At 63.5% G+C, this 16,326-nt stretch carries 19 protein-coding genes; 7 read left to right on the top strand and 12 right to left on the bottom strand.

Features of this window, described 5'->3' with window-relative positions; translation table 11 throughout:
• Nucleotides 1-13: 13 nt before the first annotated feature.
• The 4 genes from DB032_RS05690 to DB032_RS05675 are packed head-to-tail and all read right to left on the bottom strand — an operon-like array spanning nt 14 to nt 3,537.
• Nucleotides 14-724 carry an ABC transporter ATP-binding protein gene (locus DB032_RS05690; RefSeq protein WP_107798615.1) on the bottom strand — a complete coding sequence of 237 codons (711 nt, stop codon included), beginning with the start codon at nt 722-724 and terminating at the stop codon, nt 14-16.
• Nucleotides 721-1,491, bottom strand: a complete 771-nt coding sequence (locus DB032_RS05685) for an ABC transporter ATP-binding protein (protein WP_107798614.1) — start codon at nt 1,489-1,491, stop codon at nt 721-723. Before DB032_RS05685 ends, DB032_RS05690 begins: the two co-directional genes overlap by 4 nt.
• Before the next feature lie 3 nt (nt 1,492-1,494).
• On the bottom strand, nt 1,495-2,595 hold the full coding sequence (locus DB032_RS05680; protein ID WP_107798613.1) for an ABC transporter ATP-binding protein: 1,101 nt from the start codon (nt 2,593-2,595) through the stop codon (nt 1,495-1,497).
• A gap of 18 nt (nt 2,596-2,613) precedes the next feature.
• On the bottom strand, nt 2,614-3,537 hold the full coding sequence (locus DB032_RS05675) for a branched-chain amino acid ABC transporter permease (protein ID WP_107798612.1): 924 nt from the start codon (nt 3,535-3,537) through the stop codon (nt 2,614-2,616).
• 222 nt (nt 3,538-3,759) lie between these two features.
• Here DB032_RS05675 and DB032_RS23545 point away from each other — a divergent pair, with 222 nt between their 5' ends.
• From DB032_RS23545 to DB032_RS05660, 4 genes are all read left to right on the top strand, one after another.
• Complete coding sequence (locus tag DB032_RS23545; protein ID WP_146176583.1) at nt 3,760-4,083, top strand: hypothetical protein; 324 nt, start codon at nt 3,760-3,762, stop codon at nt 4,081-4,083.
• A 299-nt stretch (nt 4,084-4,382) separates the two neighbouring features.
• Nucleotides 4,383-5,246 carry an MBL fold metallo-hydrolase gene (locus tag DB032_RS05670; RefSeq protein WP_107798611.1) on the top strand — a complete coding sequence of 288 codons (864 nt, stop codon included), beginning with the start codon at nt 4,383-4,385 and terminating at the stop codon, nt 5,244-5,246.
• A complete protein-coding gene (locus tag DB032_RS05665; protein ID WP_107798610.1) occupies nt 5,240-5,938 on the top strand; it encodes a DsbA family protein in 699 nt (232 codons plus the stop codon). The genes DB032_RS05670 and DB032_RS05665 overlap by 7 nt, the downstream gene beginning before the upstream one ends.
• Nucleotides 5,939-6,265: 327 nt before the next feature.
• Nucleotides 6,266-8,341, top strand: a complete 2,076-nt coding sequence (locus DB032_RS05660) for a prolyl oligopeptidase family protein (RefSeq protein ID WP_107798609.1) — start codon at nt 6,266-6,268, stop codon at nt 8,339-8,341.
• Nucleotides 8,342-8,433: 92 nt separating this feature from the next.
• Here the strand turns inward: DB032_RS05660 and DB032_RS05655 are convergent, their stop codons facing one another.
• Nucleotides 8,434-9,219 (bottom strand): enoyl-CoA hydratase, encoded by a 786-nt coding sequence (locus tag DB032_RS05655; RefSeq protein WP_107798608.1) that lies wholly within the window; start codon nt 9,217-9,219, stop codon nt 8,434-8,436.
• Between the two features lie 308 nt (nt 9,220-9,527).
• Here DB032_RS05655 and DB032_RS05650 point away from each other — a divergent pair, with 308 nt between their 5' ends.
• Nucleotides 9,528-10,193 (top strand): sulfite exporter TauE/SafE family protein, encoded by a 666-nt coding sequence (locus DB032_RS05650; RefSeq protein ID WP_107798607.1) that lies wholly within the window; start codon nt 9,528-9,530, stop codon nt 10,191-10,193.
• Here the strand turns inward: DB032_RS05650 and DB032_RS05645 are convergent.
• The 6 genes from DB032_RS05645 to DB032_RS05625 are packed head-to-tail and all read right to left on the bottom strand — an operon-like array spanning nt 10,186 to nt 14,268.
• Nucleotides 10,186-11,091, bottom strand: a complete 906-nt coding sequence (locus DB032_RS05645) for a metal ABC transporter solute-binding protein, Zn/Mn family (protein WP_107798606.1) — start codon at nt 11,089-11,091, stop codon at nt 10,186-10,188. The genes DB032_RS05650 and DB032_RS05645 overlap by 8 nt on opposite strands.
• A gap of 22 nt (nt 11,092-11,113) precedes the next feature.
• Nucleotides 11,114-11,986 carry a metal ABC transporter permease gene (locus DB032_RS05640; RefSeq protein ID WP_199225997.1) on the bottom strand — a complete coding sequence of 291 codons (873 nt, stop codon included), beginning with the start codon at nt 11,984-11,986 and terminating at the stop codon, nt 11,114-11,116.
• Between the two features lie 2 nt (nt 11,987-11,988).
• Entirely contained in the window at nt 11,989-12,732 is a 744-nt protein-coding gene (locus DB032_RS05635) for a metal ABC transporter ATP-binding protein (protein ID WP_107798604.1), read from the bottom strand.
• Nucleotides 12,729-12,899, bottom strand: coding sequence for a hypothetical protein (locus tag DB032_RS24080; RefSeq protein ID WP_158274248.1), 171 nt, complete (start codon nt 12,897-12,899; stop codon nt 12,729-12,731). Before DB032_RS24080 ends, DB032_RS05635 begins: the two co-directional genes overlap by 4 nt.
• On the bottom strand, nt 12,896-13,813 hold the full coding sequence (locus DB032_RS05630; RefSeq protein WP_107798603.1) for a GTP-binding protein: 918 nt from the start codon (nt 13,811-13,813) through the stop codon (nt 12,896-12,898). The genes DB032_RS24080 and DB032_RS05630 overlap by 4 nt, the downstream gene beginning before the upstream one ends.
• A 20-nt stretch (nt 13,814-13,833) precedes the next feature.
• Nucleotides 13,834-14,268, bottom strand: coding sequence for a Fur family transcriptional regulator (locus DB032_RS05625; protein ID WP_019101166.1), 435 nt, complete (start codon nt 14,266-14,268; stop codon nt 13,834-13,836).
• Between the two features lie 172 nt (nt 14,269-14,440).
• Between DB032_RS05625 and DB032_RS05620 the strand changes: the two genes are divergently transcribed.
• Together DB032_RS05620 and DB032_RS05615 are read left to right on the top strand one after the other, a co-directional pair.
• Entirely contained in the window at nt 14,441-14,869 is a 429-nt protein-coding gene (locus DB032_RS05620) for a cytochrome c (RefSeq protein WP_107798602.1), read from the top strand.
• 91 nt (nt 14,870-14,960) lie between these two features.
• Nucleotides 14,961-15,398, top strand: coding sequence for a cytochrome c (locus DB032_RS05615; protein ID WP_107798601.1), 438 nt, complete (start codon nt 14,961-14,963; stop codon nt 15,396-15,398).
• 65 nt (nt 15,399-15,463) lie between these two features.
• Here the strand turns inward: DB032_RS05615 and DB032_RS05610 are convergent, their stop codons facing one another.
• Nucleotides 15,464-16,123 carry a cytochrome b/b6 domain-containing protein gene (locus tag DB032_RS05610; protein WP_107798600.1) on the bottom strand — a complete coding sequence of 220 codons (660 nt, stop codon included), beginning with the start codon at nt 16,121-16,123 and terminating at the stop codon, nt 15,464-15,466.
• Nucleotides 16,124-16,326: the final 203 nt, after the last annotated feature.

The raw sequence follows: 16,326 nt of genomic DNA, 5'->3' as shown, positions 1-16,326 counted from the left end.
ACGCGCGGCGAACTCACTCGCCCAGATAGGCGTTGCGCACGCGCTCGTCGTTGAGCAGATCCTTGGCCTGGCCGCTCATGGTGATGCGGCCGCTTTCCATCACATAACCGCGCTGCGACACCTCCAGCGCCAGCTTGGCGTTCTGCTCCACCAGCAGCATGGTCACGCCTTCCTTGGCCACCATCTGGATGATCTCGAAGATCTTCTCCACGATGATGGGCGCCAGGCCCATGGACGGTTCGTCCAGCAGCAGCAGCTTGGGCTTGGACAGCATGGCGCGGCCCATGGCCACCATCTGCTGTTCGCCGCCGGACAAGGTGCCGGCCAATTGCTTCTGCCGCTCCTTCAGGCGCGGGAACAACTCGTACACCCGCTCGGCTTCGCTCAGGATCGCGGCCTTGTCGTCGCGATAATAAGCGCCCATCAGCAGGTTCTCTTCCACCGTCAGCTTGGCGAACACCCCGCGGCCCTCCGGCACCATGGCCAGGCCGTGGCGCACGAAGTTGTGCGGCGCGATGGTGGAGATGTCCTTGCCGTCGTAACGAATGCTGCCGCCGGATTTTTTCACCATGCCCACCAGGGTTTTCAGCGTGGTGGTCTTGCCGGCGCCGTTGGCGCCGATCAGGGTCACCAACTCGCCCTGCTCGATGTGAAAATCGACGCCCTTGACCGCCTGAATGCCGCCATAGGCCACTTGCAGGTCTTTGACTTCCAAAATGCTCATGCGTGTGCCGCTCCCAGGTAGGCCTCAATCACTTTCGGGTTCTTGCGCACCTCTTCGGGAACGCCTTCGGCAATCTTCTTGCCGTAGTCCAGCACCGCAATGCGGTCGCACAAACCCATCATCAGTTTGACGTCGTGCTCGATCAGCAGCACCGTCACGCCTCCGGCGCGGATTTTGGACATCAGGGTCTTCAGTTCCTCGGTCTCGCGCGGGTTCATGCCGGCGGCCGGCTCGTCCAGCGCCAGCAGCTTGGGCTCGGTGGCCAGCGCGCGCGCGATTTCCAGCCGGCGCTGATGGCCGTAGGACAAGTTGCGGGCGCGCTCATGCGCCACATCGGCGATGCCCACGTATTCCAGCAGTTCCCAGGCCTTGTCGGTGATCGCCTTTTCTTCAGCCATGGTGCGTCTGTCGCGCAGCACCGCGCCCAAGGCGCCGGCCTTGGAGCGAATGTGACGCCCCACCATCACGTTTTCCAAGGCCGTCATTTCGGCGAACAGACGGATGTTCTGAAAGGTGCGGGCGATGCCGGCGGCCACCACCACGTGCGGCTTCTGTTGGAACAGATTGTGGCCATCGAACTCGAACGCGCCTTCGTCCGGCACGTACAAGCCGGTCAACACGTTGAACAGCGTGGTCTTGCCCGCGCCGTTGGGGCCGATCAGGCCGTAAATCTCGCCCTTGTTGATGGTCAGCGCCACGTTGTTGAGCGCGTGCAGGCCGCCAAAGCGTTTATGGATGCCTTCTATCTTCAGCAAAACTTCAGCCATGGCTCAACCTTTCTGCCCTGCGGCTTCTCTATCGTCACGGAACTCGGCTTTACGGCGCTTGGACGGCCACATGCCCTCCGGCCGCACCAGCATCATCACCACCATCGCCAAGCCGAACAACAGCATGCGGGCGTTTTCCGGATCGATCAGCATTTTGCCGAAGGTTTTCATCTGCAGCGGGCCTATCACTTCGCGCAGGATCTCCGGCGCGATGGTCAGCACCACGGCGCCGAGAATCACGCCCGGGATGTGACCCATGCCGCCCAGCACGATCATCGCCAGAATCATGATGGATTCCAGCAAGCTGAACGATTCCGGCGACACGAAGCCCTGGAAGGACGCGAACAGGCCGCCGGCCACGCCGCCGGACAAGGCGCCCAAGGCGAAGGCCAGCAACTTGATGTTGCGGATGTTGATGCCCATCGCCGCGGCGGCAATGTCGTCTTCGCGCAGGGCCACCCAGGCGCGGCCGATGCGCGAATGCTGCAGGCGCCAGGCCATGATCACCACGCCCACGGTCAGGGCCAGGAACAGATAGTAGTAGAGATAAACGCTGTGGAAGCTCAGGCCGAACAGCTCCATCGTCTCGCCCAGCGATACGCCGCCCACCTTGATCGGATCGATCAGGTTGATGCCCTGCGGGCCGTTGGTGATGTTGACCGGGGTGTTCAGGTTGTTCATGAAGATGCGCACGATCTCCCCGAAGCCCAGCGTCACGATGGCCAGATAGTCGCCCTTGAGCCGCAATACCGGCGTGCCCAGCAAGATGCCGCAGAAAGCCGCCAGCACCGCGCCCAAGGGGATGGTGATGTAGAACGGCAGATGCAGGCCGAAATGCGGCGAGCCCAGCAAGGCGAAGGTGTAGGCGCCCACCGCGTAGAAGGCGATGAAGCCCAGGTCCAGCAAGCCGGCGAAGCCCACCACGATGTTGAGGCCCAACGCCAGCATCACGTAGAGCAAGGCGAAGTCGACGATGCGGACCCAGGAGTTGCCCAGCAGGCCGCCCACCAGGAAAGGCAGTACCGCCATCGCCACCGCGGACAGCACGAACAGGCCGACTTTCTTGCCGGTGTCCATCTTGTTGATATTGAGTGCCATGGTCATGATATGTCGTCTCCAGGATCAGGCACGGTCGGCCATCTTTTCGCCCAGCAGGCCGGACGGACGGAAAATCAGCACCATGATCAACACCATGAAGGCGATGATGTCCTGATAGTTGGAGCCGAGGAAGCCGCCGGTCAGCGTGCCGATATAGCCGGCGCCCAGGCTTTCGATGATGCCCAGCAGCAAGCCGCCGGCCACCGCGCCGCCCAGATTGCCGATGCCGCCCAGCACTGCGGCGGTGAAGGCCTTCAGACCTATCATGAAGCCCATATAGTAATGAGCTTGCTCGTAGTTGGTGGCCACCATCACGCCGGCCACCGCGCCCAGGCTGGAGCCGATGACGAAGGTGGCGGAAATGATGGTGTTGACGTTGACGCCCATCAGGCCGGCCACCGCCGGGTTCTGACTGGTGGCGCGCATCGCGCGGCCTAGCTTGGTGCGCTCCACCATCAGCAGCAGGCCTGCCATGATCACCAGACACAGTACGATGATGGTGATCTGCAGCTTGGTGATGCTGGCGCCGAAGAAGGACACCACGTCGTGGTCCAGGATTTGCGGGAAGGGAATGTAGTTGCGGCCCCAGATCAGGATGGCCACCTGCTGCAGCACGATGGACAGGCCGATCGCGGTGATCAGCGGCGCCAGTCTTTGCTTGCCGCGCAGCGGACGGTAAGCGATGCGCTCTACGGTGAAGCCCAGCAGCATGCAGGCCGCAATCGCCACCAGCAATCCGATCAGCACCAGGGCGGGACCGGGCAGGCCGGAACCGGACAAGGCGTTGACGACGGAGATGGTGACCATGGCGCCGAACATCACCACTTCGCCGTGGGCGAAGTTGATGAGCCCCATGATCCCGTACACCATGGTGTAGCCCAATGCGATCAACGCATAAATGCTACCCAGAACGAGACCGTTCAGGATTTGTTGCAGAAAAATGTCCACGTTGGGAGATCTCCTTTGTATTGACGACCGGCAGCTTGCGGGGTTTCCCCTCTTATTGGCTGCTGCCTGTTCTTGAGTGCCCGGACGAGCCTTGATTATTTGGATTCTGTCAGACAGGCGAACGGATTATGTAGGCGGATTCCAGCGACTGTCAATCTTAAAGATTGGTTAAAACGGCACCAAATCAAGCCCATTTAAAAACAATATAACACATTGTTTTTCATGCATTTTTTCAAAAAACAAGACGAAACCGGCCAAAGAAATTTTGAATTTCTCCGGATAAAGGAAAACCCTGGGCCAGCAGGTCGTTTTTCAGATTTTGATCATGCTTCGGCGCAAAATATGTTCGCTTTCGAAAAGACGCCCATCAAAGAATTCGTATTACAACATTCGCTCGCTTTCGCGATTCGAATGGATACAATCTCCCAAAATAGCGCCCCAAGTCGACAAAAATTGCATGCCGCGGCGCATCAAACATCAAGCAAGAACAGGGCCATCGCCTACAGCGCCCATCCGACATTCCGGCCTCCGCGCTTTTATGGCTGAAACATAGCCCATTCAGTCCGTCTTGGCTGCAACTGTCTAAGACGCCGCCCAAGCTCTCGCCCTTGCTCGCGATCCCTGGAGCCGGTCTGAACAAGCGTCCATCCCCTCCCCCGTCGTGGCCCAGCGCCTGAGTAGACGATGGAAAGCCCCTGAGGCTCCGACCAATTAGATCGGAACAAGCAACAATTTATTGCGATTTAGATGGTTTATTCCCATTAAGCGCGCGTTTTATAGTGAGCGTCGAAATCCAGCCTACTCACCGCCGGCGATAGAAGCCGGGCCATATGGAGAATGAATCGATGTTCCGCCAAACCCTGATCGCCGGCGCCCTGACCCTGGCGGCAACGGCCGCCGTCGCCGCGCCGCTGAAACTGTCCATCTACAACGCCGACGGCAATAGCTTCAATGTCAGCTCGGTCCTGGTCAGCGGCGAGAAAGACGCCATCCTGATCGACACCGGCTTCACCCGCGCCGACGCCCACCGCATCGCCGCCAAGGTGCTGGACAGCGGCAAGCAACTGAAAACCATCTATATCAGCCAGGCTGATCCCGACTACTACTTCGGCGCCGCCGAACTGAAGAAGATCTTCCCGCAGGCCCAAGTGCTCAGCAACGGCCTGACCCTGGCCAAGATCAAGGCCAATATCCAGGGCAAGCTCGCTTACTGGGGCCCGCAAATGGGCGTCAACGCGCCCAGCGCGCCGCTGCTGCCCGAAGCGCTGAAAGGCGAACGTCTGGAACTGGAAGGCAAGGCGCTGGAAATCAAGGGCGCGCGCGGCGTGCTGGCGCACCGCGGCTATGTGTGGATTCCGTCCCTGCGCGCGATTGTCGGCAATGTCGGCGTCACCGCGCCCAGCATGCACGTCTGGACCGCGGACACCCAGAGCCCGGCCGAACGCCAGGCCTGGATCAAGCAGCTGGACGAAATGGAAGCGCTGCAACCGGAAATCGTAGTCCCCGGCCACATGCAGGCGGGCGACAAAACCGATCTGAGCGCCGTGCGCTTCACCCGCCGGTACTTGCAGCAGTTCGAACTGAATCTGGCCAAATCGGCCAATAGCGCCCAGTTGATCCAGGCGATGAAGCAAGCCTTCCCGCAAGCGGGCGAAGACATGTCGCTGGAGATCGGCGCCAAGGTCAATAAGGGCGAGATGAAATGGTAAGCGCCTCCACGATCCGGCTGCACTACTTTTACGATCCGCTGTGCGGCTGGTGCTACGGCGCTTCGCCGCTGCTGCTGGCGGCCGCGGCGCGGCCGGAAGTCGAACTGGCGCTGCACGGCGGCGGCATGCTCAGCGCGCCGCACAACCGCCGCGTGAACCTGGAGTGGCGCGGCTACGTGATGCCGCACGATCACCGCATCGCCGCCCTCAGCGGCCAGCCCTTCGGCGACGCCTACTTCGACGGCTTGCTGCGCAGCGAGGCGCGTTTGGACTCGACGCCGCCCATCGCCGCCGTCCTGGCCGCGCCGGAACTGGGCATTGCGCCGCAGACCATGCTGGCCCGCGTGCAAGCCGCTCATTACCTGCACGGGCTTGAGATCGCCGACGTCGCGGTGCTCGCCCGGCTAGCGGCCGAATTGGGCGTGTCCGCCGACCGCTTCGCCGACGCCTACGCCGGCGGTCTGGCGCGCAGCGTCGAGCATATAGACCACAGCCGCCGGCTGATGACCCGCCTGGGCTTGCGCGGCTTCCCGTCCGCGGCGCTGGAAGTGGACGGCCGCTTCCAAGCCCTGGATCTGGGCTCCTATCTGGGCAAGCCGGACATGTTCAGCCAGCACCTGGCGCAACTCGGCGCCGCCACCCTCTCAGGCTCGGCCGAGCTGCCGCCGATGTGCGGGCTGGACGGCTGCTAAGCGCCTGTTCAAAGCCGCGCGCAGGGGCGCGACCTGGTGAAAGCCAGCGCTGAAAAAGCGGCCTTGCTCATGGGACGCATGAGCATTCCGAATGCGGCACGCACCGAGTCGCGCCCTAGGCCGCGCAGCCTACCGTGAACGGCTGCCAAGGCCCCGCCCCTCGCCCTCCCCGCCAACGGCGGCCACGTCTGGACATGGCCGCCGTTCGTCTTCTCCGCTCGCGCGGCGCTTGATGACAAACAAATTCTCGGACGTTACAGTATTCGGACACATCAAAACAAATCCACTGTCTACAGCCATTGGCTGAATTAAGGGAAACCCGTCCGGATGAAAACCTTAGGCACCCCACTGTCCTTCGCCCTGCTCGCGCTCTGCGCCGCGGCGAACGCCGCGCAAGACCCGTATCTATGGCTGGAGGAGATTCAAGGCAAGGAAGCGCTGGCCTGGGTCGGCAGCCAAAACGAAAACACGCGCCAGAACCTCGGCCGGCAAACCGACTACCCGGCGCTGCGCCGCGAACTGCTGACTATCCTGGACTCCAACGACCGCATCCCCTCCGTGGAGAAGATAGGCGGGCTCTACTACAACTTCTGGCGCGACAAAGACCACCCGCGCGGACTGTGGCGACGCGCGACGCTGGACGAATACCGTAAGGCCGCGCCGCAATGGGAAACCGTGCTGGACCTGGACCGCTTGGCCAAGGACGAGGGGGAAAACTGGGTGTGGCAAGGGGCCGACTGCCTGCGCCCCGATCAGGAACGCTGTCTGCTGCGCTTAAGCCGCGGCGGCGGCGACGCCGCGGTGGTGCGTGAATTCGACCCGGCCGCCAAGGCCTTCGTCAAGGACGGCTTCCAACTGCCCGAAGCCAAGAGCGAAGTCAGCTGGCAGGACCGCGACACCCTTTATGTGATGAGCGACTTCGGCCCCGGGTCGCTGACCGACTCCGGCTATCCCCGCATCGTCAAGACCTGGCGCCGCGGCCAGCCGCTGGCCGAAGCGCAAACCGTGTTCGAAGGCCAGCAGGCCGACGTCGCCGTGCACGCGGCCAGGATAGACGCCCAAGGCCGCCGCTACGACCTGATCACGCGCGCGCCCACTTTCTTCAGCACCGAGGCGCGGCTGCTGGTGGATGGAAAATGGCGCAAGCTGGACAAGCCCGACCATGTCGGCGTCGATTTCTTCGGCGACTGGCTGCTGTTGACGCCCAAGCAAGACTGGACCGCTGGCGGCAAGACCTGGCGCGGCGGCTCCTTGCTAGCCATCAAGGCCGACGCCTACCTGGCCGGCGAACGCGGCTTCAGCCCCCTGTTCGAGCCCAGCGCCGCCGTCTCGCTGGCGGAGCAGACGTCCACTCGCGACAGCTTGCTGCTGACCATGCTGGACAATGTCGGCAGTCGCTTAATGGAATGGAAGGTCGTGGACGGCCAATGGCGGTCGCGCCCGGTGGCCACGCCCAGCTTCGGCAGCATCAGCGTGCGCGCGGTCGATCCCGACCGCGACAACCGCTACTTCTACAGCTTCACCGATTTTCTGACGCCGCCGACGCTGGCCCTGGCCGAAACCGGCAGCGATGAGCGCCGGACGCTGAAACAGCAGCCCGGCTTTTTCGACGCCGGCCCCTACCGCATCCAACAGTGGTTCGCCGCCTCTCGCGACGGCACCCGCGTGCCCTATTTCCTGGTCAGCCGCAAAGACATCAAGCTGGACGGCTCCAACCCCACGCTCTTGTATGGTTACGGCGGCTTCGAAGTGTCGCTGACCCCGCGCTACAACGGCGCGCTGGGCAAGGCCTGGCTGGAACGCGGCGGCGTCTACGCGCTGGCCAATATCCGCGGCGGCGGCGAATACGGTCCGGCCTGGCACGAGGCGGCGCGCAAACAGCTGCGCCAGAACGCCTACGACGACTTCGCCGCCATCGCGGAAGATCTGGCCAAACGCGGCGTGGCCGACGCCCGTCATCTGGGCATCAAGGGCGGCAGCAACGGCGGCCTGTTGATGGGGGTGATGCTGACCCAGCGTCCGGAGCTGTTCAACGCCGTGGTCTGCCAGGTGCCGCTGCTGGATATGCGCCGCTTCAACCGCTTATTGGCCGGCGCCAGCTGGATGGACGAGTACGGCAACCCCGATTTACCGGAAGACTGGGCTTATATCCGCCGTTACTCGCCCTATCAGAACCTGAAAGCGGACGCGCGTTACCCGGCCACCCTGTTCATGACCTCGACGCTGGACGACAGGGTTCATCCCGGCCACGCCCGCAAAATGTTCGCGGCCATGCAGGCGATGGGCGCCCCGGTGCAGTATTTCGAGCGCACCGAGGGCGGGCACGGCGCCGCCGCCAACCATCAACAGGAAGCCGATATCGCGGCCATGGAATACGCCTTCCTGTTGCGCCAACTGCGCTGACCCGCCCGGCCCGGCGGAACAGATGCGGGCATCAAAACAAACCGCCTGCGGCCGAAACGGCGGCAGGCGGTTTTGCATGGGACGCGGACCGTTCAATCATCGCCGGACTCGACCCAGCTGGGGCTGCGCTTGGCGATGAAGGCGCTGACGCCCTCGATCTGCTCCGCGCTGCCCATCAGCTGGCGCACCGCGGCGCGCTCGCGCTCCAGATGCTGAGCCAGCGTCAGATTGCCGCTCTCCTCGATCAGCCTACGCGCGGCGGCCACCGCGCCCGGCGCCTGGTTCGCCACTTTGTTGGCCAGGCTGATCGCCACGATCTTGGCGAAGCCCTGGTCCACCACTTCCTCGATCAGCCCGATGGTCAGGGCCTTCTCCGCCGTCACCACTTCGCCGCCCAGAATAATGCGCTTGGCCCAGGAAACGCCCACCTTGTCCGCCAGCGTCTTGGTGCCGCCCGCCGCCGGGATGATGCCCACCTTGGCTTCCGGCAGCCCGAGCTTGGCGCCGCGCTCGGCCACCATGTAATCACAGCCCAACGCCAATTCCAGACCACCGCCCAGGGCGTAGCCGTTGATCGCGGCCACCGTGACGCCGCGGTACTGCTGCAAACTGCGCAAAGCGCCGGCGAAGGCGTCGAACACCTTGTCCGCCTCGGCCGCGTCGCCGGACGCGAATTGCTTCAAATCGGCGCCGGCGGAAAAAAACGCGTCGCCCGCCCCGGTCAACACCACCGAACGCACAGCCGGATCCGCATCCAGCGACCGCATCGTCGTAGCCAGCTCATTCAGGCTCTCCGTGGTCAGCAAATTCGCCGGCGCGTTTTTGAGAGTCACGATCGCTGACTGGCCCAGCCGCTCAAGTGTCAGATACTTGGCCATATTTTCCTCACTCTATCCCCATGGATTACATCGCTAATGCATATGTTTTGACCAGGTCGAGCGCCTGGATCCTCAGCGGGGGACCCATTGCGCATAGGTCCGAAGCCAAAGCAGCATTCTCATTGCAAACTGACCTTTTGACCAGTAGTCGGCCAGCTAGACCATCATTTTTTTTATAACTTTCTTTAAGGAGATGCCAAGTAAAATTTTGATAAAGGCAATAAATGCCAAAAGCAAATATGACCGCCGCGCGCGCAAGCGCGAGCCGCCACTCTGTTACCATAGAGCTTTCTGAGACAGGTTGCGGCATGATTGAAACGAGCGGGTGGATATTGTTTCTGGCGGGCTTGCTGGGCGGCGGCCACTGCATGGGCATGTGCGGCGGCATCGTCGCCGCGCTGACGCTGAATCTGCCCCCCGAGACCAGCCGCTGGCGCATCATGCTGGCCTACAATCTGGGACGCGTCGGCAGCTACGCGCTGATAGGCGCGCTGCTGGGCGGCCTGGCCGCCACCGGCCTCGCTCTGCTGGACATCCGCGGCCTGCAACTGGCGCTGGCGCTGTTGGCCAACCTGATGCTGGTGGCCATGGGCCTGTACCTGGCCGGCCTGTCCGGCGCGGTCAATCTGATCGAACGGCTGGGCGCGCCGATCTGGCGGCGCTTGCAGCCGCTGCTGGGCCCCCTGCTGCCGGTCCGCTCGCCGCAAGCCGCGCTGCTGGCCGGCATGGTCTGGGGCTGGCTGCCCTGTGGCCTGGTTTACAGCGCCTCGCTGTCGGCGCTGGCCACCGGCAGCGCGTCCGGCGGCGCGCTGGCCATGCTCGCCTTCGGGCTCGGTACCTTGCCCAATCTCCTGCTGATGGGCGCTTTCGCCGACAGCCTGCGCCGCTGGATGCAACAACGACCAGTCCGCCTGACGGCGGGACTGGTCGTTGCGGGCATCGGCGCCTGGCAGTTGCTGCGGACGCTTATTTGAACGATTTCAAAATGGTGTCCACATTGTAACGGAACATCGCCAAATAGCTGGGCGCCGGACCGGACGGGCCGGACAGCGCGTCGGCGTACAACTTGCCGCCTATCGCCACCTTGGCCTCGCGCGCCAGCTGCTCCAACAGACGCTTGTCGGTCATGTTCTCCATGAATACCGCCGCCACTTTTTCCTGCCGCACTTGGCGCACCAGCCGCGCCACCGCCTTGGCCGACGCCTCGGACTCGGTGCTGACGCCCTGGATGGCCAGCACTTGCAGCTGGTAACGCTCGCCCAGATAAGCGAAGGCGTCGTGCGAGGTCAGCATCTTGCGCTTGGCCGCGGGCACGGCGGCGAAGGCCTTGGCCGCCCAGGCGTCCATCTCCTTCACCTTGGCCGCGTAGTCGGCGGCGCGGCGGGCGTACTCCGGCTTGCCGGCCGGGTCCGCCTGGCTCAGGCCGGCCTCGATATTGCGGATATAGGTCAGCACGCGCTTGGGATCGTGCCAGGCGTGCGGATCGACGGCCCCGTGGTCATGCCCGGCATGGCCGTGGTCGTGCCCGTGGTGATCCTCGTCTTCCGCTTCGCGGGTCTTGATGCCCTTGCCCGCCTCCACTTGCACGCCCTTGAAATGAGCGGCCTTGCTCAGCCGAACCATCCAGCCTTCCATGCCCAGGCCATTGGTGACCAGCAGCTTGGCGGCGGCCACTTTCTTGACGTCGGCCGGCGATGGCTGGAACACGTGGGCGTCCTGATCCGGCCCCACCAGCGAGGAGACTTCGACGCGATCGCCGCCGATCTCGCGCGTCATATCGGCGACGATGCTGAAGCTGGCGACCACCGGCAGCTTGGCCCAGGCGGACAAGGGCAGGCCCAGCAACAACAGGGCCATGATTGATTTCTTCATCGGCGACTTCCTTATCAAGGGTTCAGGATTCCAGATGCCGGGCGCGGATGTAGCGCGGCAAAGCCCCGCCCACCGGCGCCAACAGCAGCGACAGCAGATAGACCAGGCCCGCCAGCAGAATGATGGCCGGCCCGGAAGGCAGTTCGAAGTGATAGGACAGCAAGAGGCCGCCCAGGCCGGCCAGGAAGGCGATGGCCACCGACAGCCCGAGCAGGGCCTCGATGCGCTCGGTCCACAAGCGGGCGGTGATCGCCGGCAACATCATCAGACCCACCGCCATCAGGGTGCCCAGCGCCTGGAAACCGGCCACCAGGTTCAGCACCACCAGCATCAGGAACAGCATGTGCCACAGGCCGCCGCGCGCGCCCACGGCGCGCAGATAGACCGGGTCCAGGCTTTCCAGCAGCAAGGGGCGGTAGATCAAGGCCAGCGCCAACAGGGTGAAGGAAGCGACGCCGGCCACCAGGTACAGCGCCGCATCGTCCACCGCCAGCACCGAGCCGAACAGGATGTGCATCAAGTCCACATTGCTGCCGCCGCGCGACACCAGCAAGACGCCGATGGACAAAGACAGCAGGTAGAAGGCGGCGAAGCTGGCGTCTTCCTTGATGCTGGTGAAACGCGTGGCCAGGCCGGCCAGCAAGGCCACCAGCACGCCGGCGAAGAAACCGCCCAAGCTCATCGCCGGCAGACTGAGACCTGCCATCATGAAACCCACCGCGGCGCCGGGCAGCACCGCGTGGCTCATTGCGTCGCCCATCAGGCTCATGCGCCGCATCACCAGGAACAGGCCGATGGGGCCGCTGCCCAAGGCCAGGGCCAGGCAGCCCACCAGCGCCCGGCGCATGAAGGCGAATTCGGCGAACGGCGCCACCAGTAAATCGTATAAGTGCAGCATCAGGCTTGCGCTCCATCCACTTCGCAGACCGCGGCCTGGGATTGCCAATGCGCGGCGGTGTCCACCGCGCGTTTCAGATTGGCGTCGCACAACACCTCGGCGGTATCGCCCCAGGCCACCACTTCGCGCGCCAATAGCAAGGTGTGCGGGAAATACGCGCGCACCTGCTCATAATCATGCAATACCGCCACCACGGTGCGGCCTTCCTCGCGCCAATGGCGCACCAGCTCCAACAAATCGTAAGTGGTCTTGGCGTCCACCGCGTTGAACGGTTCGTCCAACAGGATCAGCCGCGCGTCCTGCACCAGGATGCGGGCGAACAGCACGCGCTGGAACTGGCCGCTGGACAGCGCCGAGATCGGCCTCAGCGCGAAGTCGGCCAGCCCCACCTGCTCCAAGGCCAGCAAGGCCTGGTCGCGGCCGCGGCGGCTGACGCCGCCGAACACGCCGGTGTCGTGCCACAGCCCGGTGCACACCAGGTCCAGCACGCTGACCGGCAAGGAGCGGTCGATCTCCGATTGCTGCGGCAGATAGGCGATATCCCGCCGCTGGAAGCCGCCCAGCTGCACCGAGCCGGAGTCCGGCTTCAACGCGCCTATCATGGCCTTGAGCAAGGTGCTCTTGCCGGCGCCGTTGGGGCCGAAGATGGCGGTGGCATCGCCGGCGGCGAAACAACCGCTGACATGATGCACCGCCGGATGGCGCTGATAGGAAACCGTCAGGTTCTGCAGGCTGACGCTCATGCCGCCTCCCGCAAAGCCCAGATCACCAAGAACCAGAGCACCGCCAGCGCGGCGCCGGCCAGGCCCAGCCGCTGCCAGGCCGACAGCGCCAGCAGGCTGAACGGCGCCTTGAAATTGTCCGGCGTCAGGTGCCGGTGCGTGTGTGTGTGTTGATGTTTGGGCGTCATTCGAAGCACCTCCGCAAGGTGTTCTCGATCGCGGCGGCGTCAAAATCCTCGGCGATCAGTTCGAAGCGGCTATCGCGTCTCCAGGACACCTGGGCCGCGCCCCACTGTCCGGCCGCCCAGTTCAGCCACACCCAGCTGTCCAGCACTTTGAACACGCCCTTGGCGCGCACCAGGCCCGGCACCAAGGCGGGCAGCTCATCGAAGAAACGGGTCAGCCGCTCGCCGTCGAAAGCCTGCTCCGGCTCGAAAGTCCAGCCCATGGAACGCCATTGCGTGGCGGCATCGTCCGGCACCGCCGGCCGGTAACGCGGCTTGGGCGCGGCGGCGGCGTCCAGCCAGGCCGGATCCAGCTCGCCGTTGCGCACCTCGCCCACCAAGGACTTAGGCGGGAACAAGGCCGCCGCCTGCCGGCGGAAAGCCTCCATCGTCGGCACATCGGCGGTGTCGATCTTGTTGGCCACCAGCACGTCGGCGATGGAAATCTGGTCGCGGTACAGCGGCTGGCGATGATAGTCCGGCTGAATGAACTGGCGCGGGTCCACCAGGGTGAGCACCGCGCCCACCTCCAGCGCCTCGCCCAAGGGCTTGGCGCGCAGCTCGTCGATGACGCCGGCCGCGTGCGCCAGGCCGCTGGCCTCGATCAGCAGACGGTCCGGGCGTTCGCGGCGCAGCAAGGTCGCCACCGTGGCGGTCATCTGCGGTCCAGCCACGCAGCACAGGCAGCCGCCGGCGATTTCCGCCACCGCCAGCTCGTCCTGGCTCAGCGCCGCGCCGTCGATGCCGACCTCGCCGAACTCGTTGACGATGATCGCCCACTTTTCATGCGCGGGACGACGATCGATCAAATGGCGCAACGCCGTGGTCTTGCCCACCCCGAGAAAGCCGGTGAACAAATTGACTATGGTTTTTTTCATGGATCAGGGAATTCTTGGATTCAGGCGCTGCAAGACTGGCAACGGCCGGTCAGCACCAGGTTTTGCGGACACAGGGAAAAAGCCACCGCTTGCGCGGCCTGGCGCAGCGCGCTCAAGGCCGGCGCGGCGTCGATCTCCTGCACCTGGCCGCAATCGCCGCAGACCAGGATCAGCCCTTCGTGCTGGCATTCGAAATGATCGCAGACGATGAAGCCGTTCAAGGCGTCCACCTTGTGCAGCAGACCGTGCTCCACCAGGAAATCCAGCGCGCGGTAGACGGTGGGCGGCGCGGCGGCGCCGCGCTCTTGCTGCAAATCCGCCAGAACCTGGTAAGCCTTGACCACCCCGCTGTAACGCAGCACCAGCTCCAGCACCTGACGGCGCAATGCGGTCAGTTTGCTGCCGCGCCGTTCGCAATGCCGCTCCGCCGCGGCCAGATAGGCTTGATGGTCCATGCAGGACACCCGCTTGTTTAATCAGGACGCAATGTTACTGTATAACATATCGAATTCACAAGGATTAATCATTCATCGGTTTATCATGGCCGTCGGTCGTGGTAGCTTTGTGCTCCAGAATGTCCATGATAGGCTTATGGCTTATCCCTCATCGCTCATATAAGGAAATAACATGAAAACACTGATGATGGCCGTGGTGGCCGCCGTATTCGCCGGGCAGGCTTTCGCCGCCGATCCCATCGCGCAGCGCCAGGATGTTTTCAAGCAATACAAGCCGGTTGTAGGCGGCATGGGCAAGATGGTGAAGGGTGAAACCCCTTACAACAAAGACGAGTTCGCCAAACTCGCCGGCGAACTGGAAGCCCTGTCCCAAAAACCGTGGCAGCACTTCCCGGCCGGCAGCACCGCCGGCAAGACCGACGCCAAGCCGGAAATCTGGAGCAAGCCCGCCGAATGGCAAAAAGCCATCGACAACCACAAGGCCGCCACCGCCAAACTGAAGCAAGTGGCCGCCGCCGGCGATCTGGGCGCGATCAAGGTGCAGTTTGGCGCCACCCAGAAAACCTGTAAGGCCTGTCACGACGCCTTCCGCAAGGACTGAGCCCCGTCGCGTCGCGACCCCAGCAGCCCGCCCGCCAGCGGGCTGTTTGCTTGCCCACCCCCAGCCAGACCCCACCCCCGAAGACCCCGGAATGAAAAAACTGCTGACCGTATTGCTGTTGGGCGCCGTCGCGGCGCCGCTGGCGCTGGCCGACACGCCGGCCGAAACCCGCACCAAGTCCTTCAAGAAAATATTGCTAGCCTTCGAGCCCATGGGCGCGGTGGTGCGCGGCCGGGATCCGTACCGGAAGGACGCCTTCATCCGTCAGGCCGACGCCTTGCAACAGATCGCCGCCGAGCCCTTCAATCACTTCCCCGCCAACAGCATCAGCGGCAAGAGCCGCGCCAAACCGGAAATCTGGAGCCAGCCCGCCAAGTTTCAGGCCGACAAGGACGTTTTCCTGAAATCGGTCACCGATCTGGGACAGAGCGCCCGCGGCGGCGAGCTCGCCGCCATCAAGAAAAGCTACGGCGCGGTGGCGCAAAGCTGCAAAGCCTGTCACGACGCTTTCCGCGGTCCGGAGAAATAAGCGACACCCATGAAAAAAGGGCGGATGCCCGCCCTTTTCGCCCCGCTGACGCCGCGGTCCGCCGCTTACAAACGCGTCAACAGCACGTAGATGCCGCCGCTGGACACCAGCAGGGCCACCAGCGCGATGATGGCGGGCGCGAACGCCAAACGCGGCACATCGCCGGCGATGGCCTTGTTGCCGGTGATCATCGCCTTGACCAGATTGTTCTTCTTGAACACCCGGTAAGCGATGATGGCCAGCAAGTGCAGACCGACCAGGCCCAGAATCACATTGAAAAAGCTCTTGTGAAACGAGGTCGCGGCTTCGGCCATGTCGCCGCTCAGCAGCTTGGCCAACGGGCCGTCGTACAGATAGCTGTCGACGTCGGCGGCGAACAGGCCGGTGCTCACCTGGGCCAGCAAGGCCAGCAACATCGCCAGCACCATCAGGCCGCCCAGCGGATTGTGACCCGGCTGCTCGTTCTCGCTCAGCTCGCCGCGCAGATAGCGGACAATGTTGCGCGGCCCCTTGATGAAGTTGCTGAAACGCGCGGTCTGGCTGCCGATCACGCCCCAGATCAAACGAAACAGCAACAGGCTGGCAAGACAGGAGCCGAACCAGATATGGTATTGCAGCCAATCGCCGCCCTGCTCGCCGCTATACCACATGCAGCCGAACAGAATCACCAGCGTCCAGTGAAACAAGCGAGTGGGAACATCCCACACTTTTACCATTTGCGTCATTGCGCTTTCACTCCTTGAATCCAAAACTCGCCCGCTCAGGCGTACCCGAATTAATGCATTGCAACATGATGATACCGTGCCGGCGGGACAAACCCTAAGCCAAATGGGGTTTTGTCCGGATTCTACCGACAAAAAGGGGGCAAAAACCACCGGTTTTCGGTTAATATCCTTGATTGGGCTCGCCTGGCGAGTCCGGCTACGCC

It is taken from the genome of Chromobacterium sp. Panama (assembly GCF_003052555.1).
In the GTDB taxonomy this organism is placed as follows: domain Bacteria; phylum Pseudomonadota; class Gammaproteobacteria; order Burkholderiales; family Chromobacteriaceae; genus Chromobacterium.
The sequence above is the reverse complement of the archived record's forward strand: the minus strand, read 5'-3'. Positions and strand labels throughout refer to the sequence as shown.